Consider the following 25,621-nt stretch of genomic DNA (forward strand, 5'->3'; position numbering starts at 1 on the left):
AGGATATAAGATGCGGCTTAAATCAACGTTATTGGTCTTGTTTGCAGTATCATCGTCGCCAAACGCTTTGACTTTAGAGGAGTCAGTTACGTTATCTCTCGATAGCTCCCCCAGTTTGCTTGCTCGCTATTCTCGCTATGAGTCGATGGTACGAGACCGAAATGCCATAAATGGTTCATTTCTTCCTCAGGTTAATTTGTATGCAGCAGCAGGGTACGAAGGTACTCGATATAACAACGGAAACTACATCGACAGTGAAGATAGAACATTAGAAAGAACGGAGATGGGCGTAAGAATCTCCCAACTGTTATTTGATGGATTTAAAACAAGTGCTGATGTTGATCGCCTATCTTACGAGGCTGAAGCTGAACGCTTGGACTTATTGGCATCTGCGGAAAATGTTGCATTAGATACTGTCAGAGCGTATGTGGATGTTTTACATGCCCGAGAGTTGATGAAACTGACAGAAAGAAACCTAAATGAACACCAAGAGATCTACCGTTTCATTCTAGATAAAAAAGAAAAAGGTTTAACCAGCAACTCCGACTTAGCGCAGGTTTCTTCGCGTGTCGCGACAACACAGTCCTCATTGATTGCCGCCCAAAACAATCTTTCCGATGCTAGAACAAGATTTGTACGTTTGGTTGGTCGAGCGCCGCAAAACTTAGTTGAACCTGTTTACCCGCAGGAGTTGCTTCCGAATAAGCTTGACGAAGCACTCAAACAAGCGGTTAGGTTGCACCCATCCATACAGTCAGCGATGAAAGATTTAGAGGCGGCTCGACATGAAGTAAAAAGAGAAAAGGGGGATTACTACCCAGAGCTCAAGCTTGAGCTGTCAGCCAACAAAACAGACAACGTGGATAATATTGAAGGCATTAACGAAGATGCAAAGGTTATGCTGACGGTCAACTACGATCTTTTTAACGGCTTTTCTACAGACTCCCGAGTGGAGTCATCTGCCTGGCGAGTAGAGGAGGCGAGGGCTATTCGAGCAAATGCAGAACTAGATGCGAATGAAGGTGTAAGGCTGGCATGGGACGCACATACATTGCTTCAACAGCAAATGGAGTTTTTAAAAGTCAACGTTGATGCGGCGAAAGTAACTGAATTAGGGTACATCCAGCAGTTCAATGTAGGGCGACGCAGTTTGTTAGATGTATTAGATGCCAAAGTTGAAACGTTTGTTGCGAGACGGAACTACACCCGAACAAAGTACGATCATTTGGTTGCCACTTACCGTTTATTCAACTCGATGGGGATTCTGACTTATGCGTTGCGAGTTGAGTATCCAGAGAACTGGAAGGAGAACAATAATGGATAAATTCGCAGTGACGAGTCTTCTAGTTTTCATGTTAGCGGGCTGTGCTGAATCACCGGATACGACGTTGACCACTTACCAGTACAACGACCTTAAAGACAATGATAGTGATGGCGTGATAAACCAACGAGATAACTGCGCAGATACGCCAAAAGGTGTCGTTGTTGACAGTGAAGGTTGTGCGAATTGGGTCAACGACTCGCAGACACACCTGATCAGTTTTTTCTTTGCGATGGATGAGCATCAGGTAACGCCATCTCATGATATGCCGCTAAGCGAGTTGAAAGCACTGCTTCAGAGTAACCCAAATGCGCAAGTCATACTGATAGGAGACACAAGCCCTGAAGCGTCACTCGAATACAACAAAGCGTTGGCAAAGAAAAGGACGGCAGCTATACGAGAATTGCTAGTGAGAAACGGCATTCAAGATAATCGAATTGAAGAGCAAGAGTTTTATCAGAATACGGCATTGACGGTACAACTAAAAAAACGGGAAAGGCGCACAATTGCTGTTGTAAACACGAAAGCTGAAAGTACTGAACAAGCGTGGACTATATTTAGTTCGGACAGCGAGTTGACACCTAATTCGAAGTTGGAGTTGAATTATGAAAATTAAAGTCTTGCCTTTCTTTGCTCTAGCTTCATGTTTGATTTCACCGCTGGCATTTGCTGACTCTGAGGCTCGAACATCGATTTTTGTCGAACCAGAGATACTAGAAACGATAGAAACATTGATAGATGAGCCAAGTGTAAATGTAGCGCTTGCATCTCAGTCTGGTGGTTTTAACGACATGCTAAATGACGGGACCTCTATTGCGATCACATCTAAGAAATGGTCAGATGAAAACATCTCTCGATTTCAACGAGAAAGAGGCCACAGGCCTATACGTTTGTTTTTAATGGCAAACGCTATTGTCGTAATCAATAGTCAAAAGAGTACGGTAGATAGTGTTTCCGTTAGTGAATTGAAACGCTGTGATGCAAATACGTATGCTTTCGGGGAGATGCGTTTAAGTAACCCAGATGTGAGCTCTAATGGTTGTCAATCATCGATTCAAAAGCTTGATGAAGACCGATTGAAACGCGCTTTAAGTGACGACTTTTTAGCCAAAGCTTATATGCGATACTCCGATTTTAAATACTCAGAACAGTGGTCGAGCTACAAGGCTCTCTCTGTTCATCATAACGATGACTCATGCTCTTTGAGCACAGATTGCATCTATTCTCTTCGCTATCCATTTTCCGTGGTCTATTACGTTTATATAAATAAACAATTCGACACTAATCAGAAGATCAAAAAATCAAAGCTATTTGAACTCCTTACAACCGACAACAATACACAACAGGTACGAAATGCTGGGTTTATTCCACTACCAAAAGCGCTTATTAAAATAAATAGGGTGAAGTTAGGGCTAGATGAGCCAGTTGTTTTAAACGGGTATAAATAAACTTCATACGCCTAACTATGTGGGCTTGAGTGAACGTACCGCTCTAGGAAGTTTGCCTTGCTGCTCATTTATCTTTGGTTAACCTTTGGTCAATTGAGTTGGTTGTAAGTGGTTTTGTTGGTAATTTTTCTATCATTGTGGCAAGTTTACTTAAAAATACTTAAGTGAATTTAAGTTATGACACAAGAAGAAAGACTCGTAGCGCTCAGAGCGAAGCTGGAGCAGCAAAACAAAGTAACGTTGTCTGAAGTTTGTGAGTACTTTGGTATCTCGCGAGATTCAGCTCGCCGAGACTTAGTTAAGTTGAGTCAGCAACCTGGGTTACAAAGAATACGAGGTGGTGTCATGCTTGCGCCGATCTCTTCCCATACCGAGGCATACACGAGTCGACCCGTGAGTGACGTTAAACATCGACTGGCTCAATCTGCCGCAGCGTTGTTGGATGAGCGCGACCATCTTGTTATTGATACCAGCACCATTTTATCTCTGCTCCCACTCTATGCAGGAAAAGCGCGTTGTGGAGAAAACAAGCTCAACGTCGTTACTAACAGCATTGATGTGCTGACCGCTGCTGAGACAAACGACACAATGGACGTTTATTTCTTAGGCGGACACTTTGACCCTTATGCCAGAGCAGTTTTAGGGGCGCAAGCAGAGCAGCAAATGCAGCATTATCACGTGAACAAAGCGTTCATTGGCGTGTGTGCATTGACATCCCGAGGGCTGACAACAAATAGTTTGTTAGAAGCAACAATGAAACAAGCGATGATTGCTCAAGCTCAGCAGGTCATCGTCGTTTGTGAATCCCGAAAAATTGGTAGCGACAATTTCCACCACGTATGTGATTTGTCAAAGATCGACATCATTATTACCGATCATCCCCCTCAATCAGATTTTCAACAACTCCTCGATCACAATGATATTGAATGTATTGTTGTGTCACCGAAATAAGGAATCTTAGAATGGCTTACGATCCCGTAAAAACCGCTGTGATTGGTTACGGATATTCAGCAAAAACGTTTCATTTACCCTTCATTAAAGCGCTACCAAATTTAACGCTGAGCGCGATAAGCTCTCGTCAACAGGAGGCGGTTCAAAATGATTGGCCAGATGCTAAGTGGTTTTCTGATGCGAATACTTTACTCGATGATAGTGATGCAGAGCTCGTAATCATTACTGCGCCAAATGACGTACATTACGAACTTGCAAAGCGTGCGTTGAACAATGGGAAACACGTCATCGTCGAGAAACCGTTTGTTACTCGTATAGAAGACGGTAATGAACTTATCGCCTTGGCGGAAGAGAAAGGTCTAGTGCTGAGCGTTTTTCACAATAGACGTTGGGATGGAGATTTTCTCACGGTTAAATCTCTTATCGAACAAGGTAAGTTAGGTGATATAAAGCTGTTTGAGTCACACTTTGACCGTTACCGCCCTGAAGTTCGTCAACGATGGCGAGAGCAGGCTCAAGATGGCGGTGGTATTCTATTCGACCTTGCTCCTCATCTTCTCGATCAAGCATTGGTGTTGTTTGGCTTGCCAGATGCGATAGACGCACAATGTCGAATGATGCGTCCGGGCGCGACGACGATTGATTATTACAACTTGATACTTCATTACCCTGAGCATATTGTGCACTTGCATTCAAACTTGTATAGCCCAGAGCCGAATCTCCGCTACAAAGTATTGGGTACGGAAGCTAAATATGAAAAGTTCGGATTAGATCCTCAAGAGGGCTACTTAAAAGAAGGCCGTTTGCCGGAAAACGATGCTTGGTCGGAAGAAGATGAGGTGTTATACGGCGTCCGTTACGACGAAGACGGTGCGCAAACTATCAAAACGGAGAGAGGCGAGTACCAAGCTTACTTTGTTGGTGTGGCAGACGCCATTCGTTTGGGCACTGATAACCCGGTTCCTGCCGCTCAAGCAGTACAGAATATCGCTCTGATTGAGATGGCATTGGAAAGCAGTAAAACGGGTAAAACGATTCAGGTGAAACCATGAGTTTGACGCTTGAACTCGTGGCCCTGCAAGAGCATGAACTTCAGTTGGCGGAATTTAATCACCATATTGCGTGGTCTATCGGCCTCGCTCTAAAAGAAGAGGCTGAAGCTCGCGGCGCGGCTGTTGCTATTGAGGTTTACGGCTTTGGACAAACGCTATTTCAATACGCGATGGCAGGAACCTGCGCTGATCATTTAGATTGGGTCCGTAGGAAGCGAAACTCAGTATTAAGGTATGGCCACAGCTCTTACTATCTTTCTCTGTACAACAAGCAAAAGCAACGTGATTTCGAAAATCAGCCTCATCTCGATGCTCGTGAGTACTGTGCTCATGGTGGCGCGTTCCCAATTCGGCTTTCTGGGTCTGGTTTGGTTGGGGTTGTGACGGTATCGGGTTTACCGCAGTTAGATGATCATCAGCTAGTTGTGGATATATTAAAAACGATGATAGAGACAAAACCCTCTTAAACGCCAAATATGAAAGTAGCACGGTTCTTTATCGTGCTACTGAATTCTCTTTTTAGCTCATAAAGTGTTCTTTAATGTGAGCAAATATTAACATTGATCCCAACTTACTACCTGAAAATCAAATCAATTTCATATAACCTATACGCTCATTCATATAGAAAGCCTTCAAAGTTGGCCATTGGCAATGTCTTTTAGAAGAAAAGAAAAACTCAATCTTAGAAATCTTATTGTCACCCTATGTGTGTTCAGTGTGCTTGTCACTTTGATCAACGCATTCTACTCGATTTATCGTGTTCAAAGGGATCTCATCATCAATAACACGTTAGAATCAAACCGTGTTTACGCCCAAAAAATGTCTGAAATGACAGACTCTTTCATAGAAAGCTCAATGTCGCAGCTAAAATACAGTGCGAACGTGCTAAAAGACAAGATGCATGACGCTCAGCTTCTTGATAAAGAGGCTGAGAGATTAAGAACGCAAACCAAATCATTTAACTCTGTGGTTGTCGTTAATGCAAAAGGGGTTATTATTTCCGTATCACCTGAAACACTTCAGGTGAAAGGTGTAAGGTTAGTGGGTGAAAGAAAACGCCAATCTTTAAACGCTCAAGCACCAGTTGTTACTGAACCATTTATATCGCCCGCTGGAAATTACTTGTTAACCATCTCATACCCTATATTTTCTCAATCTAATGAATATTTAGGTTATATCGGCGGCACTATTTATCTAGAAAAAGAAAATATTCTCGCAGAGTTACTCAGCCAGCACGCATACAAAGATGGTTCTTTCCTTTACGTTGTCGATGAGAGTAACACTCTGATTTATCACCCAGATCAATCGAGGGTTGGTGAAGTAATCGACGATAATGAAGCAATCAAAGCGGTGACGATGGGGCAGAGCGGCAACAAAGAAATTGTTAACTCTCGCGGCGTCGAAATGCTTGCTGGTTATGCGCCAGTAAAGTCATCAGGATGGGGAATTGTTGCTCAGCGCCCGAAATCGATGACGTTATCTGTGCTAGATGAACAGATGTGGAATGTTTTCCTTAAGTCGATTCCAATTGGTTTATTAACTTTGTTGCTAATTTGGTTCTTGTCCCTTCTTATTTCTAGACCACTTTGGCAGTTAGCGGGTGCTGTGCGAGGTGTCGAAGAACATTCATCATCTATCGATGATCTCAAACTGGTTAAGTCTTGGTATTTTGAGGTCTCACATTTGAAGCTTAGTTTTCTTAAAGCATTTGGTATCGTGTCAAAAACCATTGATAAGCTGCAACTGGATACATTAACAGATTCGATGACTGGATTATTGAATCGACGTGGATTAGATAAAGTTCTTGGTTTGTTTAAGCAGGAAAATACCGCGTTCTCTGTTTTGGCGCTAGATATTGACCACTTTAAGAGCGTAAACGATAACTATGGCCATGACGTGGGTGACAACTTACTTAGAGAGTTTGCGCAGTTAATGAAAGACCAAGCTCGCTCTAATGATCACCTGTGTCGTTCTGGCGGTGAAGAGTTTATGATGTTTTTGGAAAAAACAGACGTAAACCACGCTATGGATGTTGCAGAGCGTATTAGACACAACGTGGAACAACATGACTTTCAGGTGGTTGGTAAGGTCACGGTTTCGTTGGGCGTTTCTCACTGGAAAGGCAATGACACACCAATTGAAGCGGTAATGAAAGACGCCGATAATGCACTGTATAAAGCGAAACATAATGGAAGAAATAGAACGGAGTTGGGTGACGACGCACAATAGATATTGCGCTTTATGCTGAACATAAAACGAGCCAGTGACTAACCTTTGCTGTTAATCGCTGGCGTAACCGCTACCAATTGCGCGAAACGGCAAGTTTAGCTCTAACTCTGGAATTTGTTTACCCACCCAAGCCGGAAATGTATTGCTATTTGGCCCTGGAAACAGCGTATATTCTTCAGCCCAAGGGTATTGGTTAATCACACTTTGTATTTTAGGGATAAGCTGGCGGGCCTTTTCACCTTGTATGGAGAGGATCTTTTCTGGTTTTGCACCATACCAATATCGATCTGGCGTCCCAGTTTGGTACTGATATAGAGCGGGTTGTCCGCGATTCACTCTCCAGCCGACTACTTCATACACTGTATATTCGTTCGCATTTTCAGGCTTTATTGCAAACCATGTATGAACAGCAAACCAGCCTCGCCAACCAAACGCATCTGCGGCGTAAAACTCAATCACAGCATGCTTAACATTAGAAGGGTCGGGTGCGATACCCGCAGGTTCTCTGCTAGCAGTACGCCAATCTCCTTGAGTGCATCCACCCAGCATAACCGCGATTGACATTAACCCAATTTTTACAAGGTGAGTAAAGTTGAGAAGGTCTTTCATTTATTGCTCCTAGACCAACCGATGTTGGTAACGCTCTACTGATTTTAGCTATAAAAACGTGGCAAGCCTGATTGTTGAAATCCTCTCCTTATTAAAAGAGAGAGGGAAGTTAGTGCCATAATTCCAGTTCATACGTAATAATAAGGTAAGCCGATTTGTAACATGTGGCATAGACGATGCCGTATTTCTCGAACGATTCGTCTAGTTGCGTATGAAAAAGTAAGAGGTTGTATGTATTCCTTACACGACTACATGAATTAAAAGCATTAAAAAACAGATATTTACAGTGGATTTTGACTGATTGAGTGAGTTTGGGACCCTCACATTGTCTCACATTTGCTTGTTTTGGACGGAATTTTCATCGCTCATCTTTTTGCGCGTTTAGAGTCAGCGTTCAGCTATGGCACAATAGGCGCTCACAGAACAAGTGCTGTTTGGTCATGCAAATAGCAGAAAAATAACTAGAAATAGAATAATTAATGTTTAAATCAAAAAGTATACTCGCATTAAGCATGTTCGCATTTGGCTGTTTTGCCAATCAAGATAGCGAACCAACGTCCGTTGTGCTGAACTATGGTGACTCCTCCATCAGTACTGATATTCAAGCCAATCGAAAATTTCATGTTGTCCGAGACAATGAAAGTGAGCACGTAGAATTTTCCGGCGGAATCACAAAGGAGTATTCCGATTATATTGTGAATATTCATATCATAAGAAAAAGCAATATACGCAGATCAAGCCGAGAGCTGAATACAACCGTATTGATGAACAGTGATCAGATTGGGAAGCCTTTAGTGATTGGCATTGAAAATGATGAGTTCACTAGTATCACTTTGCGTTAATGCTTAGTATTTATTGAATAGGAATGAGGAAATTGATGCTCTCAATACGCTGCTATCGCACCGAGGATGCCCCAACACTGTGGGCACTCTTTTACCATACTGTGCGAATCATTAATCGTCGCGATTATACGGAATCACAAGTTTCCGCTTGGGCACCATCAGATTTTGACCTCGATGTGTGGCAACGAAAAATGGACGATATTCAACCGTACGTCGCGGAGATAGAAGGGCAGGTCGTTGGCTATTGTGATTTGCAAGGTGACGGCTTGATTGATCATTTCTTTTGCCATCATGAATACCAAGGACAAGGTGTTGGTCGTGATTTGATGTCTTTTCTTTTTTCACAGGCGAAAGTACAGGGGATAAAACGACTGTATTCTGAAGTGAGTATTACCGCCCGACCTTTTTACGAGAAAATGGGTTTCACAGTTAAGTCTCGACAACGTGTTGAGGTTAGGGGAGAAACCTTAACTAACTTTATGATGGAAAAGTATATTTAACTTAAATAGTGAGCATTTAGTGAGCTTGAACACAGATATAAAATGTTTTCCAATGTGAAAGCGAGTTCATTGATCTCGCACCAACGTTTTGTTTGAAAACAGTGTACATAATCTTCTCTGGAACGCCATTACCGCATTTCGTCTCTGAAGGCTTAAAAAACAGTCTGAAAGTTTTGGTTTTGCGGCGGGTAATAGCGTTCCAAACGCCAAATGTGTCTGGCTAACCATCTCAGGAAGAGAAGTAGTACTATGCGCCCTTATCTCAAATACGTTGTTCCAACATTGATACCATTGCTTGTTTGGTTAATGCCTCTCTCTGCGTTCCCATTTGATGGCATTACTATCGTCCAGCAAAGAGTGATTGCAATCTTCTTGCTTGCCGCACTTTGCTGGGTATTCGAGCCAATTCCAATCTACGCCACTTCGGTTGTGATCATTGTCCTAGAGCTATTGCTTGTATCAAATAAAGGTATTGTGCTCTTTCGTTTGCAAGAGGGGCAGCCACATTTTGGTGAACTATTACAATACAACGAGATAATGGCGACCTTCGCTAGTCCGATTATTATGCTCTTCCTCGGCGGTTTCTTTTTGGCTATGGCGGCGACAAAGTACAGGTTAGATGTCAACTTAGCCCGAGTGTTACTCAAACCATTTGGACAAAAACCAAAGTTCGTTATGCTGGGGTTGATGCTGATCACCGCTGTTTTTTCCATGTTTATGTCAAACACCGCAACAACAGCGATGATGTTGTCCATTTTAACCCCTGTGATAGCGGTTTTCGGGCCTAAAGACCCAGGTCGAATTGCATTCGCCTTGTGTATTCCTGTTGCAGCCAACATTGGTGGCATTGGTACTCCAATCGGCACGCCACCGAATGCCATCGCCCTAAAATATTTGGTTGGTGACAACTTAATTACGTTTGGTGAATGGATGGTATTTGGTGTGCCATTCGTTATTGTGATGATGGCGTTAGCCTGGTTTCTGATTGGCTTTTTATATAAAGCCGAACAAACCACCATCGATCTGAACATTAAAAGCAAGTTTTTGAAAACACCCAAAGCAATAATGGTTTACGTCACCTTTGCCGGCACGATTATTCTTTGGTTGATGGGGTCTGCACATGGAATGAATTCTTACACAGTAGCATTAATTCCGGTCGCAGTGTTCTCATTGACGGGCATCATTAACAAAGAAGACTTGAAGAAAATCTCTTGGGATGTGCTTTGGTTGGTGTCAGGCGGTATTGCTCTGGGCCTTGCTCTAGATAAAACCGGGCTTGCGAAGCTGGTGGTACACAGCATTCCGTTTGATCAGTTCTCGCCATATGTTGTCTTGTTTGGTGCGGCTTTCTTGTGCTTGTTAATGGCAAACTTTATGTCGCATACAGCCACCGCAAACTTGCTGATGCCGATTATGGCTGCGCTGGGTACTTCTATGGCTTCGCTAACGCCTCTCGGCGGTGAAGTTACTCTGATCTTAGTCGTGACATTTGCTGCTTCACTCGGTATGTCGTTACCAATCAGTACGCCACCAAACGCGTTAGCTCATGCAACAGGGCATGTCGAGAGTGGCCAAATGGCTCGTATCGGTGCCGTGCTAGGCGTGATTGGCGTATTACTCAGTTTTGTGATGGTGTGGATTTTACATACTGTTGGGCATATTGGATAACCCATGTACGAAACGAAGTTAGACGCGTTAGTACAACGCTACTTTAATCACCTTGAACGCCGATTAACGGTTTTATCCGGGTCGGTGCTTATTGAGCAAGCTGGCTACAACGATCGCTTGTACTATGTGCTGTCGGGAGAACTGGCGGGGTATTACGCGGAAGATGACAAGAAACCGATTCAGGTATTTTCTGCGTCTCAAGGTGCGTTTATTGGCGTACACAGTTTCTTTTCTGGTACGTGGACTGCCTCTTCGACAGTGATTGCTCAAACCGATGTTGAATTGGCTTGGATACAGCGCGATACGCCCGCCGTGGAAGAGGCGACATACGGACCATTGACGACACAATTTATGCCTGTGATGGTTAACGAATTATCTCGTCGTCAACGGCGCGCAATGCAAGAGGCATTGGCTAAAGAAAAAGCACTACAAAAGCTTCATACCGCAGAGCAAATGACAACGTTGGGGCAGCTTGCAGCGGGTATTGGTCATGAGTTGAACAATGCGATAGGCGTTGTAAGCAGTAAATCAGAACGGCTAGAGACAGTTATCATGGAACTGCTTGAAGAAGTTCATCCGGAAGCGAGTCAATTTTTTGATTTTGGTTTAATGCAAGGGCAGAAAGTCTCTTCTAGCGAAGCGAGAAAGCGGGGGCGCCACTTCGAAAAATACTACGGTTTAACCAAGGAGGTTGCTCGTGATCTTGCACGTGCCGTTCCAAACAACTTCCTTTCAGAACATTGGCTAAAAAGACCAGAAGAAGCGATACGTTTCTGGCAAATGGGGCGAGATCTGCATGACTTACGCATCGCCTCTAAACATACCGTTGGCATTGTGCGATCCGTAAAACAATTGGGGCGCACGGATATCGACTTGGATGAAGCGATTAACATCAATGATTCAATCAATCGCGCCTTGGCTCTATTGCAAAGTGACTTAAGACGAGTGAGTGTTCGTTTTAGCCCTGCGGATTTACCTGCTTTTATTGGTTCTCAAACCGAACTCGTCCAAGTTTGGGTAAATATATTAAAGAATGCGTGCGATGCACTTGGTGAAACGGAGAAACCCGGTATCGAAATACATACTCGGGAGAGTAAGGGTAAAATTTTGGTCACGATTGCTAACAACGGACCAGAAATTGATGAAGCGACACGTAGAAAAATTTTCCGGCCAAACTTCACCACTAAAAAGGGGGGATTGTCGTTTGGTTTAGGGTTAGGTCTGTCGATTGTGAAGCGCATTATCGCCGGATATAACGGCTCTATTGTGGTAAAGAGCGACAGTGAAAAAACGATTTTTAGAATCAAGTTACCAGTAGAGGGTGAACATGGAGAAGCTTAATGTAATTTGCGTTGATGACCAACGAGAGGTACTAAGCGCGGTTCTACAAGATTTAGAGCCGTTAAATCAATGGTTGAATGTCGAAGACTGCGAATCAGCAGGTGAGGCTCTAGAACTGATGGATGAATTTGATGCAGAAGGCGAGATGATCGCATTGATTATTTCCGATCATGTGATGCCAGGTAAAACGGGAGTAGAACTGCTGACCGATGTATCAAAAGACGGTCGTTTTGGCTTTACGAGGAAAGTGCTTCTTACCGGGCAAGCGACGCACACCGATACGATTAATGCGATCAACTCCGCAGGCATTGACCGCTACTTTGAAAAACCATGGCAAGCAAGCCAATTAATAGAGTGCGTTAGAAACTTGGTGACCCAATATATCTTTGATGTGGGCTTAGATTACACTCAGTATCACGAGCATTTAGATCAGAGTGTGGTGTTTGAACGTCTACGTTAATCGGGGGACATTAAGCTTGTTTTCGTCACGGCCAGTTAGTGTCTGAAATCTATAGTGAATAGTTCAGCATGTTTAACGTGGCCGTGCGGAATATTGCTATAGTATGCTTAACTCAACGAATAGCGGCTTGCACTGGCAACAGAAAGTGGCTTAGAGAACCAATAACCTTGCAGATAATCGACGCCCATTTCGGTAAAAAATTCACACATTTTGGCGTCTTCAATTCCCTCAATCACTACTTCAATATTATTTTCCTGGCACATAGTGATAAGAAACTTCAGATATTCTTGTGAAGAGCGGTTGGTTAGTGTTTTCCACGCCATCGACCTATCAATTTTGATTTGTGTCATCGGGAGGTCGAAGAAGCTATTTAATGAACTGTAACCCGATCCAAAGTCATCCAGAGAGAGTGCAAATCCTAGTTCCCTGAGGGTATTCAGAGGGGCAATGGCTGTCTGATTATTATCCAAAATAAACGTTTCTGTTAGTTCCAAAACAATAGACTCAGGATCGACACCAACCTCATCCGCCATGGCTTTAATTCGCGCAGGGAATTCACTGTTCATTAACTGAAGTACTGAAACATTCACGTTGACACGAACTTGGTTTTGGTAACGCTCACGGTAGTTTTTGATAAATTCACACGCTTTGGCAAAGACTTGATATCCGAGTTCGACAATCAAACCTTTGTTCTCTGCCACGGGGATGAATTCGTCTGGATAAATTTCGCCAAACTCTTTGCTACGCCAGCGAACCAGAGATTCGAAGCTCACCACTTTTGAGCTTTTGGCGTCAATAATTGGCTGAAACTTAACGCTTAATGTCTGTTTTTCTAGTGCACTTTTTAGACCTTGCTCAATAAAGAAATAACGGTCTACGGCATGCTGAGTTTTCTCACTGTAAACCGCAACACGGTCTTTATTCTGCTCGCTTGCGTACTGACAAGTTCGTGCTGCTTTACGTAATATTTCCTCTGCTGAGTGACTTGGATCTATGCAAGGATACAAACCAATACTAATGTTACTTCCTAAGTATTGGCCCTCTTCAATCACTGCCTCGTGGTAGGTTTCCTTTAAACTTTCGGCATAACTTTGCAGCGTTTCTACCGAGCATTCATCGTGAATCAAAATCGCAAAGTCATCATCATGTACGCGATATACAGAACTATTTGGAGAAGGTAGGTGACTGAGAGTTTGTAGCAATTTTTCCACTAACCCATCGACCAACTCGCTGCCATATTGATTTAAGTAAGATTTAATCTCTTCTATCTGAATGTAACAGATAGATGCACAAGAATCAGTGGCTCGCACACTATCTTCAATATCCAGCAAGAGATGGGCGCGATTAGCCATACCTGACGCATTGTCATGAAATGCGACTTGATGAATATAGCTTTCCATCAGCTTGCGTTCAGAAATATCACGGTGGCTACCAACCATATAATGACCATGTTCTGTTTCTTTGGTCATGGCTACGCCTTCAATCCAGACGTACTGTCCATTGGGTTTACGCACGCGGTAGGTCGTTGTGACCCTCGTGTTGTTGGTAATGATGTGAGCATCGACCCGAGTGGAGAGTCTTTCTCGATCGAGAGGGTGAACAAGGTCTAACCATTGCTCTAAGCTGATTCGACCAGCGTTGATACCAAGCTGCTCATAAAAGCCCTTGTTATAAAATACCATGGTGCCAAACTCATCCATGTAAAAGAGGCCTTCGTTAAATACATCGAAGATATGAATGAATCGTTCTTCGACGATTTTTAGGAACTCTCGGTCACTATCTGAGACTTGTTGGTCAAATATGGTGGTCAAGATATTTCCTCCTCGAGCCTTTTAGCATCAGAGATGAGTGTTGGGGTTGATAACATAGAGTTGATCTGCTGGCGTACATTACAATCACAAAAGTGTCAGTTCAAATTGTTTGGCTATCATTTTATGCGCTACTAGGTTAATAACATACTAAGATTAGGCGGCTAATCATCGACATTTATAAAAAATAGTCAACAGTAAAAATCATTTATAAAATACAGTTATTGATGCCGTCCGCAATCTATAAATATTTATGAATAATTATCCTAAAGTTATTTTCAGTTGTGTCGGTATCAATGTGTTGTTTTCTAACGTCATTTGTATATATGTTATCTTGGATAAAACCATAATAACAAAAAGGACTTAATGAGCGCGACCGATTATTAATTGACAGGATGCTCATTAATTGTAATCAATTCAAATTTATTATCACGCCAAGTAATCAAATCTCTTATAATGCGGACGTTAATATCGAGTAAGCCTTCTTTATATGCAGTACGATCCGAAAAATTCAATCAAAATTGCGCTCGCTGATATCGGCGTTGGTATGTTTGTTACCGCGATAGAGCACAACAAGCGCGTCAATTTAGCCAATGCAGGGCGGATATCTAGCCCTGAAGGCATTAAGAAGCTTGCTACAAGTGGCGTAAAGTATGTTTGGGTAGATCAAACATTATCTTCGCAGCAGTGTGTCTTCAAGCCTGTAGATGAATCAACTGATGCCACTAAAGAGACGAGAGAGCAGAAACACTCAGATTTTAAGAGGGGTCAACGAACTTATCGTTCGAGAGACATCCAACACAAGCGAGCCAAAAAGCTGATCGCCGAAGCAAAAGATTTGGCGCAGAAACTATTGAATCAAACTTTTGAAGGAAAAATCATTGAAGTTGATGAAGTAGAAGCTTGGGCTGACGATGTCATTGAAAGTGTTTTGATTGACTCAGATGCGTTGCAGTGTGTCTCTGCACTCCGAAAAAAAGACTCTTACTTATTGGAACACTCCGTCAATGTCGCTTGTCTTTTAGTGTCATTCGGTAAGTACTTGGGCTTGGATAAGCCAACGCTAAAACAGCTTGCTGTAGGTGGCATTATTCATGATGTAGGTAAAATTAAAGTCGATGATAAGATCTTGCACAAGCCAGCGAAGCTAACGCCTGAAGAATTTGAACATATGAAGCTACATCAAGTGTTCGCAGGTGAGATTATCCTTCACGTAAAAGGACTTAGTGACGTAAGCCGTGATGTTTGTTTGATGCACCACGAGAAGTTAGATGGCAATGGTTATCCTAGAGGCTTGAAGGGGGAGGAGATTCCAATTCACGGCCGTATGAGCTGTATTGTAGATATCTACGATGCGCTAACGGCTGATCGCTGTTACAAAAAAGGCATGAGTTCTGCCGAAGCGTTTAAAATCTTGTTGAGTCTAACGCCATTTCATTTAGACGCCGACTTAGTTTACAAATTCATTAATTGCATTGGGATGTACCCCGTAGGCTCTATTGTCGAGTTGAACGATGGGCGTGTTGGTATTGTTTGGTCTTCAAATGAATCTCAAGCATTAAAGCCAGAAGTGAAATGTTTCTACTCCCGCAAGTATAAACGATACATTGATGTCACGATGGTGGATTTAAAAACGAGTGCGTACAAAATTGAAAGAGCGATAGCGCCTTCATCGTTAGAGATCGATCCTAAGCCTTTTTATGATTAAGAGAAATAGATAAGCTTATACAACAGGCTTTACATCCTTGCATGTAGGTCGTATTTTATTTGCATAACTATCTATTAATTTTTTCTAAGTTATTTAGATGCAAGATGGTGATTAAGACCTCGGCTTCATGGATAGAAACCGGGCGATAAAATAGTTCTATACACAATGGGCTATAAACCTCATTTTTCTGGAAGGGATGCCAATGCAAATAGATACATGGATTTTTTACACTCTTGCCATTCTCGTGCTCACTGCTTCACCAGGACCAAGCTCACTGTTGTGTTTGAGTAAAGGAGTGAGTAGTGGGTTTCGTATTGCTTTCATGACTGCACTTGGCAGTTTGTCTGCGATTACGATCATCCTTACGCTCTCATTTACCGGGCTGGGAGTTGTCATTGCTTCATCTGAGTTAGTTTTTAATATTATCAAATGGTGTGGTGCCGCTTATTTAATCTGGTTAGGTATTCAAGCGTTGCGCTCATCTCAGACAGATTTTAATAAAACGGCAACGACTCAAAGTTCCGCGACAGCGTTCAGCGCGTTCACTAGTGGTTTCATTGTTGGCGCTAGTAACCCCAAAGCGATAGTCTTTTTCACCGCTTTGTTTCCTCAATTCATTGAACCTTCCGCACCGCTACTGGCTCAATACGCGATTTTCGCGTCTACATTTGTGGTTTTTGAGCTTAGCTGGCTAACATTTTATGCATTGTTAGGGGTAAAAGCCTCTGATTGGTTGTTTGTCGCTGGAAGAGCGAAGTTGTTCAATCGTTTGACTGGTGGAGTATTTATTGGTGCTGGCGTGATGTTGTCGACGGCAAACCGATAAATAAGACAGACTTCGGTACGCAGTTAGGTTTTCCCATATAGTAAGTTGGAATGCGCTAATTTAGCTTTGTCTTATTTCCAGAATGGAAATAGACGTTTTGTTTATTTTCATTAGTGGCAACAGCCAAGCAGGAGTAAAATCACGTTACTCTTTAGGGGTAGAGCTCGTATTTTGTCTTGTGGGCTTGTGGTTACTTTGTAGGAATATCTTAGATGACAAGCCTTTCTAAACTACAACAACGTTTTCTAGATATCGCGACCGACGTCCGTCTTTCTCCAAAACAGAAGTCGAGCTTTTTAGCTTTAGAGGCCGAAGCGTGCATTCCTTACATGACCGTATCTCCATCACTGAGACAAGCAATGGATGAAGGCATCATCTGCGATATGTTTGAAGGTCATGCACCGTTTAAACCTCGCTATGTGTTGCCTGATTACGCTAAATTTCTATCGCAAGGCTCGGACTATTTAGAGTTGTCTCCGGCTGATGATTTCGATGATGCGCTGAATATGCTTACCATCATTTACCATCATGTTCCTTCGGTAACGAACATTCCGGTTTACTTAGGTCAGTTAGATGATGTCTTGTTGCCTTACATAGGCGACCTAACAGAGAGCCAGATTTACAAAAAGTTAAAACATTTTTGGATCATGCTGGATCGCACATTGCCAGATGCGTTTATGCATGTGAATGTCGGACCGACAGACAACATTATTTGTCGCACTGTTTTAAAAGTAGATGCGGAGCTCAAGCAGATCGCACCGAATCTCACCTTTATGTACGACGAGACAGTTACACCTGATGATTTACTTCGTCAAGCGACACAGAACATTTGTGAATGCAGTAAACCGCATATCGCCAATTACCCAATGCACGCGAAAGCCTACAACGGCTCACGCTTTGGTATTGTAAGTTGCTACAACTCGCTTCCATTAGCAGGTGGATCGAACACATTGGTGCGAATGAATTTAAAAGAAGTTGCAAAACGAGCATCAGACTGTAACGACTTCTTAAACAGTGCGTTGCCTTCTTACCATCGATTAATGGTCGAGCTCATAAACGCAAGAAGCACGCACTTGCATGAAAAATCGAACTTCTTTCAAGGCTTTTTGACGCAAGAAGGGTTGATAAAAGAGTCCTATTTCGCGCCAATGTATGGCGTGTACGGCATGGCCGAAGCGGTAAACCTTCTATTTGAAAAAGAAGGGCAAATAGGGCGATACGGAAAAAATGATCGAGCAAATACTTTTGCTCATGATGTTTCAGCAACACTGGCTAAACTGGTGGACTCAACCCCGGTGAAATATGGTTTAGATGGCAAAGCGCTCTTACATGCACAAGGCGGCATTAGCTTAGATCATGATGTTACGCCAGGTGTACGTCTGCCTTATGGTGCAGAGCCAGATCCTGTCACTTATGTACAAGCAACGGCGAAGCATCATCAGTATTATCGTGCGGGTATCAGCGATATTTTGACGATTGATGAAACGGTGAAATCTAACCCAGAAGCGATGTTCAATTTATGTAAAGGGGCACTAAATGCTGGTTATCGTGAGTTTACCGCGAATGTCACTTCAAATGACTTAATTCGCGTGACAGGCTACATGATCAAACTTTCAGACGTCGCGAAATATGATGAAGAAGGTTCGAGAACCAACACGACGTTTCTAGGTGCAGAAGCAGCAAAAAATACCAGAATTTTAGAACGCTCGCCACGTGTGGTGAGTCATGAAGTAACACCGACTTACACGCAGGCATAAGTTCGGTTTAGGAAAGAACAAGATGTCTAGACGAAGTGGAAGCCTTTTGGCAAAAGTCACTCGTACCCTTCCTTTCTCTTGTGTTGATGGGCCAGGAAATCGTCTAGTCATCTTTCTACAGGGTTGTAACTATCAGTGTTTGAACTGCCACAATCCTCACACGATAAACCATTGTAATCATTGTGGTGAGTGTGTGAGTGAATGTTCAGCAGGCGCATTGAAGTTCGACGAAAACAACAACGTTGTTTGGCTTAAAGAGGAGTGCACCCACTGCGATCATTGTATAGAGATATGTCAGAACCAATCTAATCCAAAAATTACTGACTACTCTGTAGTAACAATGCTCGATTTGATACGCAAACATCGCTTTTTCATCAGTGGTGTTACAGTATCCGGTGGGGAATCTACCTTACAACTTCCTTTCATTATTGAGCTGTTTAAAGGGATAAAACAAGATCCTGAATTACGGCACCTCTCTTGTTTCATCGACAGTAACGGCTCTTTAGCGGTTGCTGGTTGGCAGCGTATTCTACCTTTTCTGGATGGCGCAATGATCGATTTGAAAGCGTGGCAGACGGAGACGCATCAGTGGCTAACTGGGCGTGATAATCATCGTGTATTTAAAACCCTTCAATACCTAGTTGAACACGAAAAATTGTACGAGGTCCGCTTACTGCATATTCCCCAAAAAAGTGATTTAGATATAGAAATCGTAGCAATTGGACGTTACTTGAGTACTCTTCCTGAATCGGTGCTTATCCGTTTAAATGCCTTTCAGCATCAAGGAGTAGTGGGGGAGGCGTTAACTTGGGATATGTGCTCTCATCATGATATCGAACGCTTAAAATCAGAGCTTCGATGCTACGTGAGTAACCCTATCACCGTGCCGACAGTACTCACGTAGTACTGTTGTTTATCTATGCTTACGCATCACAGGCATCTAACATGGCGCAAGCGTCGAGTAATTGTTGCTGTAACCATTTTAAAGCGGGATCGTTTAAGCTCGCTTTGTTCCAAACGAGGCTGTAGGCTACTTGCCCGTAATCGAATGGAAGAGCTTGCTCAACCAAACCTTTTGCTTGCATTGCCGCTCTTGCCCAAAGCTTGGAGCATGTGAACAAGTAATCCGAGTGCTGACACATCACCGCAGCTGAACCAAAGTCGGCTACACGCATGGCCAAGTTTCGTTTTGAATGCCTTTGGGTGAGATTTTGCTCAAAATAAGGTTGTGACAGATCTTTATCATGAATACCGATGTGTCTTGCACAAAGGTAACTTTCAACAGATAAGGGTTGCTCAGCGAGTGGGTTCGATGCTCTCATTAAGCAAACCATTTCGTCTTTCAAAATGGTTTTCCAGACCAAGTCTTTATTTTGTGTGGGTGGTTGGCTGAGATCGTGAGGAAGCAACAAAAAATCTACTTGACCTCTTGCTAATGCATCGAAGCTCATTTCCTCTTTCGCATGGACATTCAAGTGCGCGTGATTGCTCAGTTGTTGGGACAAGTGCTGTAGAACTGGCGCAAAGAGCTCAAACGAACTTTCACGCATTGCTAATGAAAAACTACCTTGATAGTAAGCCGGATTAAAAGAGCCTTGATGTAATAACCCATTCATACTGGAGAGTATGCCATGGATTGACGGGCCTATATGCAGCGCAAATGCTGTCGGCACTAAGCGAGTGCCATCACGGTAAAAAAGGTCATCCTTTAGCGTTTCGCGCAACTGTCCGAGCGTTTTACTGACGCTCGATGGTGTTACACACAAGCGTTCTGCCGCAAGTGTGACGCTGTGAGTGGTTAACAACATATGTAAAACAGTTAGATGTTTAAGGCTTATACGCGAAAGAGCAATGTAGTCCATAAATAGCATGGTTTCTTATGATTTTTGGCAGTATATCAGCATGAAACAAATTTTTACTATTGTTTATCTCGGAAATACGCCTGTTTCTCTTTGAGCTCAATGCATTTAATGGGTTGCATAAGGATTGATGGTGCTTATAAGTCTAGAAATTTATCTTAGTTTTGTTGGACTTTAATGCTTTCATTTATTCAATTCTAAAGCTTCTATGTAATTTTAATCAATTTGGAGGAGTTGATTGATTTGTACACGAATTAAACTTGTTCCTTGTTAATTAAAATAGATATTGTTTTGTTGATTGTTTGGTGATTTACTCATGATCCCTCAGTAACAAAGGTATAAATAATTAATGGACGACCCCTTTAGTCGGCAAAACCCTTCACCATATGTCTTCTTATTATTGGAGACATGCTCATGCTAGAACTTTTTATGCAACCAGAAGCTTGGGCTATTTTCGCCACTTTGTTTGCGCTTGAAGTTGTCTTAGGCGTTGATAACGTCGTTTTTATCTCTGTCTTATGTGAAAGACTGCCGCTGCACCAACGCAAGCTGGCAAGAAACCTTGGTATTGGTCTTGCTGTTATTGCTCGTATTGGTTTAGTGTTTTCAATCTCTTGGATCATGCAACTGACTCAACCGCTATTTTCTTTGGCGAACCAAGCGTTTACCGGAAGAGACGTCATCATGATTGCGGGTGGTGCATTCCTCTTGGCTAAAAGCCTGAAAGAGTTGTGGAGTTGGTTAAATCACAACGAGTCGGCTCACTCAACTCACGCCCGTACTGGTTTAGCGGTAGTTCTGTTGCAGATTGTTGCCGTGGATGCTGTATTCTCGATGGACTCGGTGATAACCGCCGTTGGTTTGACAAGTGATGTCCCACTTATGGTCGCAGCGATTGTTTCGTCTGCTATCGTGATGGTCATGACAGCCGAAAAAATCAATAACCTGGTGTCGTGTTACCCTGGTTTTAAGACACTTGCTTTGTTATTCCTCGTTTTGTTAGGTGGTTTATTGATGGCAGAAGGCTTCGAAATTCATATCAACAAAGGTTATGTGTACTTTGCGATGGCATTCGGCTTAATTCTGGAACTTTGTCATATCCAGTTAAAAAACAAACAACGCCCGACTATTAAACGTCTTAGTCCGTTGCGAGTTCATCCAACCAGATTAGAAGCTCGTCAATAATAAAAGATATTGCCGCTCATATGAGCGGCATTTTTATATTCGTCATCACCTATTTTTACTCTCTTTTTATTTTGTTGTCGTTTCGACAAAAAATCGCATTTGTTGTGGGGTTGAAGATTTTTTATATAGACCGCCCAACTAATATGAGTGAACGACAATAATGGATAAAATGATCGATGCGTTAGCAACCCATGGTTACTACATCTGGGATGATTTTCTTTCTGAACAAGAAGTGGATCAATTGCGAGACTGCATTCCAAGTAACTGGAAAAAAGCGCGTATTGGTCGTAATGACGATGTGACTCGTATTGAGTCAATTCGAAGTGACAAAATTCAATGGTTATCGCCCAATATGGGGCACGCGGTTACTTCTTACTTAGATAAGATGGAAGAAATACGCCAAGAAGTGAACCGTCACTTGTTTCTGGGACTTTTTGAGTATGAAGCTCACTTTGCCAAGTACGAGGAAGGGGATTTCTACCAAAAGCATCTAGATTGTTTTAAAGGTAATGAAAACCGTCGATTGACAACCGTTTTTTACATGAACGAATCTTGGACGGAAAAGGATGCAGGTGAATTGGTGGTTTACGATCTAAATGATAATAAGATAGCAACCATCCCTCCTCAATCGGGACGCTTACTTTTATTCTTATCTGAGCAATTCCCGCATGAGGTTTTACCGACCAATGCTGAGCGTTTCAGTATTGCAGGTTGGTTCAGAATCAATGGTGTGCGAGACAATGTACTTGATATTGCAAAATGATTGGTTTGCAACCAGCATAAAATCAGCAAAGGGCGTAGATACGCCCTTTATCGATTAAACATTAGTTGATAGCTCGTAACACTCGGTCATGTTTCGCTCTAGCACTGCATAGACGTCAGAACAAAGTTCTTGTTTAGCGACTTGCTCACCCATAATCGCGGCGATTTGTGCTTGAGCCATTCGTCCGCGGTAGGGACGGTCCTGAGACAGAGCTTGAAAAACATCGGCAACCGCGACAATACGCGATGGTACATCGAGTTCGTCTCCTGTTTTATGATAAGGATAGCCAGAACCGTCCAAACGCTCGTGATGATTAGAGGCCCACTCCGCTATTTTAGCGTTGGGAAACACTTTGTGTAATGCGAGCTGAGTATCAATTGTATGGCGTTTAATACGCGTATACTCTTGTTTATTAAGAGAGCCTTCTTTATGAAGAATCTCATCTGGTGTTTTTAACTTTCCGATATCATGCACCAACCCAGCAATAAATAACATCTCTTGGTCGTGCTCACAGAACCCAAGCTTGATGGCTAGATACCGAGATAACTCCGCCACTTTTTGCGAATGTTGATAAGTAAATGGGCTTTTTGCGTCAACAATTCGAGCGATAAACATGCCCAAACTATTCATATCTTGGATGGTGAGCTGTTTTTGAAGCCAATCAATGCTTTTAAAGTTTAATCCGATGGTTTCTATATTTTCAGACTCCATCGCGAACCAAAATGCGTCGGTCATAACGAGCCTAACCATTGCCTTAGCCATGTCTGGATTAAACAAAGTTCCAGCGTTTGCCATGATGCATTCTGCAATTAGTTCTTCATGAAGAGTGACAATGTCACAGTGGCAGTTCATGACGTATTTGGAACGCATAAAATCGAGACGATCGGCTAAATAGAGTAGGGCAGCGACCTCTTTTTCAAAAGGCGGTAAATCAAGATATTTTAGTTCACTCCAATGTGTATGGTGGTAAAGAACAGGTGTAGCAAACTGACGCAACAAACGACACTGCTTGAGGCTTCGGTATCCTCTTAAGCAATGTGTTTTTACATCTTGTGGCACCAACTCCTCAAGTAACATTTTATGTTCTTGTGTTTCGGAGACCCCACAATCGTGGATCATCCCTGCGAAGTAGCAAAACTCCGCTTTTTCTGGTTCCCAGTTCATGACCCGAGCACATTGGTAAGCGATGTAAGCGACACGATGGCTATGGTGCGTATCATCAACACCGACATAGTCGAGTGCTCGAGCAACCCAGATAAGTGCTTGTTTCAGATCGACTTCAAAGCCCATGTCCGTATGGGAATGGCAAGAATGATTCATGGTTTATACCGACATTGCTAATTAGCCCACGCTAAACCCAAATCAGAAGGTGATAGGAAAAATTGGGTACGACAGCGAATAGACCCCAAAAAGGTGGGCGTTTAGACATAGTTTTGATTATGGGCGGGATAATAATCCTAGTTGCATAATAATATCACCTGAAGCTCATGGTTAAGAGTCAGATATTTGAACTAAGTATAAGTTTTGAAAGATTATTGTTGCTCTTGTTGACTTATTTGAAAACGACAATAAATCATGATGTAACGCATTCTTATTTTTATTTTTGTAGATCGTGTTCGGGCTCAACCAGAGACACACGGTATTGATGTCTGATTAACAGAATTCATATTGTTGCTTTTGAAGGCAAAAAATAAGAAGACTTCTTCGAGGCTTGCTCTGTAACTAACAGAGTAATAGGGAAAGCAGCTTGCTAACTACATGACAATAGAGCGTCGTTGAAAACATTTACTCTGTAGCTCATGTCGTTGAGGAAAGATAATAAAATGGTACGGTTTCCCAGCGATGCTAGCCCTTTTAGTGAGATAAGTTTATTGAAAATGTGTGATTGCAAAGTAAGCATAGGTAGTAAAAGTAGCTAGAATGATAGCTCTAAATGAAAAGGATTTCGTATGTTGAAGCATCGTTTATATCGGACTTACACCGCAGGGTTAAAAATAGCAGCCCATATCCTTCCTATGCCGAGACCAACCTTGTTTTCCGGCCCTGGTTCGATGAATGAGCTATTAGAATCGATGACCGAGCTGGGATTTAAACGCGTTTTGTTAGTTACCGACGAAGGGTTAGTCCAAGTCGGTATTGTTGATAAGGTGCTTGAGGCAGCAGCACAACTCGATTTACAGTTAGATGTTTTCTCGCAAGTTAAGCCCGATCCTACCTATGATCAGGTAGAGAGCGGTCTAGAGGCTTATCATCGTTTTCATTGTGAGGGCATATTAGCTTTGGGTGGCGGCTCTGCAATGGATTGTGCAAAAGTTATCGCTGCGAAAGTTACCAATAAACGGCCAATAAAAAAATTAGCTGGACTATTGAAGGTATGGCGAATGCCAGCGCCGCTTTTTGCTATTCCAACAACGGCTGGAACCGGAAGTGAAGTTACTATTGCTGCGGTCGTGTCAGATCCCTCCTCACACATTAAAACCCCTTTAATGGATCCAAAGTTGGTGCCACTAATGGCAGCTTTAGATGCGAATTTAATGATTGGTTTACCTCCTAAGATCACGGCTGATACTGGCGTTGATGCATTAACCCACGCTATTGAGGCCTATGTATCGAAAAACGCTACTCAAGAAACGATGGCTTATTCGGTTGCCGCTATTAAACTCATTTTTAAATATCTTCCTAGGGCTGTGATGCAAGGGGATGATGTCGAAGCTCGTCATAAAATGGCTATGGCATCCTATTACGCGGGTTTAGCATTTACCAAAGCGAGTTTGGGTTATGTTCATGCCTTTGCTCACACATTCGGTGCGAGATATGGAATACCTCATGGTATGGCAAACGGATTAGCCTTGTTGCCTGTGCTGCGCTTTTCATTATCAGAGATTGAGCCTCAACTAAGAAAGCTCGATGAGTTGACGGCCGAGGGGCAGTTAGGTAACGCAAGTGCTCAGCATTTTTTGGCGAATCTGGAGTCCTTGTTTTCAACTATTGATATTGAGCAAACCAGTGCGCTCATTCAACGTGAAGATGCTGATGCGCTTGTTGATTTAATTCTGAAAGAGGCGCACTGGAATTACCCTGTTCCCAAGTTCATGAACAGGGAAGAATGCACACAATTATTGTTAAATATCAGTAAGGTGTAAATTATAGTTTACATGTGTGGTTTTTTATCCTTACACTTTGCTTGATCTTCTGCTAAAGATCCTACAATATCGACGGCAATACAAATATGGTGTTGGTTTCGGTCCGCCGTTGCCCGATCTAATACTGATAATTTCTAATAAAGTGTAAAGA

23 protein-coding genes are annotated in these 25,621 nt (G+C 42.6%); 19 read left to right on the forward strand and 4 right to left on the reverse strand.

The annotated features are described in order from the left end of the window. Positions 1-10: 10 nt before the first annotated feature. The 7 genes from R7P80_RS06045 to R7P80_RS06075 all read left to right on the forward strand — a co-directional run bounded on the left by R7P80_RS06045 (position 11) and on the right by R7P80_RS06075 (position 7,001). Entirely contained in the window at positions 11-1,324 is a 1,314-nt protein-coding gene (locus R7P80_RS06045; protein ID WP_005377756.1) for a TolC family outer membrane protein, read from the forward strand. After that, a complete protein-coding gene (locus tag R7P80_RS06050; protein ID WP_005377755.1) occupies positions 1,317-1,937 on the forward strand; it encodes an OmpA family protein in 621 nt (206 codons plus the stop codon). The genes R7P80_RS06045 and R7P80_RS06050 overlap by 8 nt, the downstream gene beginning before the upstream one ends. Continuing rightward, entirely contained in the window at positions 1,927-2,769 is an 843-nt protein-coding gene (locus tag R7P80_RS06055; RefSeq protein WP_005377754.1) for a hypothetical protein, read from the forward strand. Before R7P80_RS06050 ends, R7P80_RS06055 begins: the two co-directional genes overlap by 11 nt. 177 nt (positions 2,770-2,946) lie before the next feature. Continuing rightward, positions 2,947-3,720, forward strand: coding sequence for a DeoR/GlpR family DNA-binding transcription regulator (locus R7P80_RS06060; protein WP_225491417.1), 774 nt, complete (start codon positions 2,947-2,949; stop codon positions 3,718-3,720). Between the two features lie 11 nt (positions 3,721-3,731). Then, positions 3,732-4,772 carry an oxidoreductase gene (locus R7P80_RS06065; RefSeq protein ID WP_042522861.1) on the forward strand — a complete coding sequence of 347 codons (1,041 nt, stop codon included), beginning with the start codon at positions 3,732-3,734 and terminating at the stop codon, positions 4,770-4,772. Then, a complete protein-coding gene (locus R7P80_RS06070) occupies positions 4,769-5,239 on the forward strand; it encodes a heme-degrading domain-containing protein (RefSeq protein WP_053350586.1) in 471 nt (156 codons plus the stop codon). The genes R7P80_RS06065 and R7P80_RS06070 overlap by 4 nt, the downstream gene beginning before the upstream one ends. 184 nt (positions 5,240-5,423) lie before the next feature. Then, on the forward strand, positions 5,424-7,001 hold the full coding sequence (locus R7P80_RS06075; RefSeq protein WP_005389121.1) for a sensor domain-containing diguanylate cyclase: 1,578 nt from the start codon (positions 5,424-5,426) through the stop codon (positions 6,999-7,001). A gap of 51 nt (positions 7,002-7,052) precedes the next feature. Here R7P80_RS06075 and R7P80_RS06080 read toward each other — a convergent pair whose 3' ends face one another. Further along, positions 7,053-7,610 carry a DUF3750 domain-containing protein gene (locus tag R7P80_RS06080; protein ID WP_225491416.1) on the reverse strand — a complete coding sequence of 186 codons (558 nt, stop codon included), beginning with the start codon at positions 7,608-7,610 and terminating at the stop codon, positions 7,053-7,055. Between the two features lie 479 nt (positions 7,611-8,089). Here R7P80_RS06080 and R7P80_RS06085 point away from each other — a divergent pair, with 479 nt between their 5' ends. From R7P80_RS06085 to R7P80_RS06105, 5 genes are all read left to right on the forward strand, one after another. Continuing rightward, entirely contained in the window at positions 8,090-8,452 is a 363-nt protein-coding gene (locus R7P80_RS06085) for a hypothetical protein (RefSeq protein WP_017634013.1), read from the forward strand. Between the two features lie 35 nt (positions 8,453-8,487). Next, the gene (locus R7P80_RS06090; RefSeq protein WP_017820619.1) at positions 8,488-8,952 is read left to right on the forward strand and encodes a GNAT family N-acetyltransferase; all 465 of its coding nucleotides are present in this window, start codon (positions 8,488-8,490) and stop codon (positions 8,950-8,952) included. Positions 8,953-9,201: 249 nt separating this feature from the next. Next, positions 9,202-10,620 carry an SLC13 family permease gene (locus R7P80_RS06095; RefSeq protein WP_017634015.1) on the forward strand — a complete coding sequence of 473 codons (1,419 nt, stop codon included), beginning with the start codon at positions 9,202-9,204 and terminating at the stop codon, positions 10,618-10,620. A 3-nt stretch (positions 10,621-10,623) separates the two neighbouring features. Then, positions 10,624-11,961, forward strand: coding sequence for a sensor histidine kinase (locus R7P80_RS06100; RefSeq protein WP_170893811.1), 1,338 nt, complete (start codon positions 10,624-10,626; stop codon positions 11,959-11,961). Then, positions 11,948-12,421: a response regulator gene (locus R7P80_RS06105; protein WP_005377744.1), complete on the forward strand. Its 474-nt coding sequence runs from the start codon at positions 11,948-11,950 to the stop codon at positions 12,419-12,421. The genes R7P80_RS06100 and R7P80_RS06105 overlap by 14 nt, the downstream gene beginning before the upstream one ends. A 107-nt stretch (positions 12,422-12,528) precedes the next feature. Here the strand turns inward: R7P80_RS06105 and R7P80_RS06110 are convergent, their stop codons facing one another. Beyond that, the gene (locus R7P80_RS06110; RefSeq protein ID WP_005377743.1) at positions 12,529-14,232 is read right to left on the reverse strand and encodes a putative bifunctional diguanylate cyclase/phosphodiesterase; all 1,704 of its coding nucleotides are present in this window, start codon (positions 14,230-14,232) and stop codon (positions 12,529-12,531) included. A gap of 487 nt (positions 14,233-14,719) precedes the next feature. Here R7P80_RS06110 and R7P80_RS06115 point away from each other — a divergent pair, with 487 nt between their 5' ends. From R7P80_RS06115 to R7P80_RS06130, 4 genes are all read left to right on the forward strand, one after another. After that, a complete protein-coding gene (locus tag R7P80_RS06115; protein WP_025766705.1) occupies positions 14,720-15,937 on the forward strand; it encodes an HD-GYP domain-containing protein in 1,218 nt (405 codons plus the stop codon). 202 nt (positions 15,938-16,139) lie between these two features. Then, positions 16,140-16,763, forward strand: coding sequence for a LysE family translocator (locus tag R7P80_RS06120; RefSeq protein WP_005377741.1), 624 nt, complete (start codon positions 16,140-16,142; stop codon positions 16,761-16,763). Positions 16,764-16,975: 212 nt separating this feature from the next. Further along, positions 16,976-18,520 (forward strand): YjjI family glycine radical enzyme, encoded by a 1,545-nt coding sequence (locus tag R7P80_RS06125; protein WP_225491415.1) that lies wholly within the window; start codon positions 16,976-16,978, stop codon positions 18,518-18,520. Positions 18,521-18,542: 22 nt separating this feature from the next. Further along, entirely contained in the window at positions 18,543-19,424 is an 882-nt protein-coding gene (locus R7P80_RS06130; RefSeq protein WP_225491414.1) for a YjjW family glycine radical enzyme activase, read from the forward strand. A gap of 19 nt (positions 19,425-19,443) precedes the next feature. On the opposite strand, the gene R7P80_RS06135 is transcribed toward R7P80_RS06130, so the two are convergent. Next, positions 19,444-20,382 carry a LysR family transcriptional regulator gene (locus R7P80_RS06135; RefSeq protein WP_005377737.1) on the reverse strand — a complete coding sequence of 313 codons (939 nt, stop codon included), beginning with the start codon at positions 20,380-20,382 and terminating at the stop codon, positions 19,444-19,446. Positions 20,383-20,793: 411 nt separating this feature from the next. Between R7P80_RS06135 and R7P80_RS06140 the strand changes: the two genes are divergently transcribed. Then, the gene (locus R7P80_RS06140) at positions 20,794-21,564 is read left to right on the forward strand and encodes a TerC family protein (RefSeq protein WP_005377734.1); all 771 of its coding nucleotides are present in this window, start codon (positions 20,794-20,796) and stop codon (positions 21,562-21,564) included. A gap of 160 nt (positions 21,565-21,724) precedes the next feature. Next, the gene (locus tag R7P80_RS06145) at positions 21,725-22,327 is read left to right on the forward strand and encodes a 2OG-Fe(II) oxygenase (RefSeq protein WP_154204619.1); all 603 of its coding nucleotides are present in this window, start codon (positions 21,725-21,727) and stop codon (positions 22,325-22,327) included. A gap of 54 nt (positions 22,328-22,381) precedes the next feature. Here the strand turns inward: R7P80_RS06145 and R7P80_RS06150 are convergent, their stop codons facing one another. Next, the gene (locus R7P80_RS06150) at positions 22,382-23,647 is read right to left on the reverse strand and encodes an HD domain-containing phosphohydrolase (protein WP_136977064.1); all 1,266 of its coding nucleotides are present in this window, start codon (positions 23,645-23,647) and stop codon (positions 22,382-22,384) included. Positions 23,648-24,276: 629 nt separating this feature from the next. Between R7P80_RS06150 and R7P80_RS06155 the strand changes: the two genes are divergently transcribed. After that, positions 24,277-25,470: an iron-containing alcohol dehydrogenase gene (locus R7P80_RS06155; protein ID WP_136977065.1), complete on the forward strand. Its 1,194-nt coding sequence runs from the start codon at positions 24,277-24,279 to the stop codon at positions 25,468-25,470. The last annotated feature ends 151 nt before the right edge of the window (positions 25,471-25,621 follow it).

The sequence above is a fragment of the Vibrio sp. 2092 genome, assembly GCF_033339635.1.
Classification (GTDB): domain Bacteria; phylum Pseudomonadota; class Gammaproteobacteria; order Enterobacterales; family Vibrionaceae; genus Vibrio; species Vibrio alginolyticus.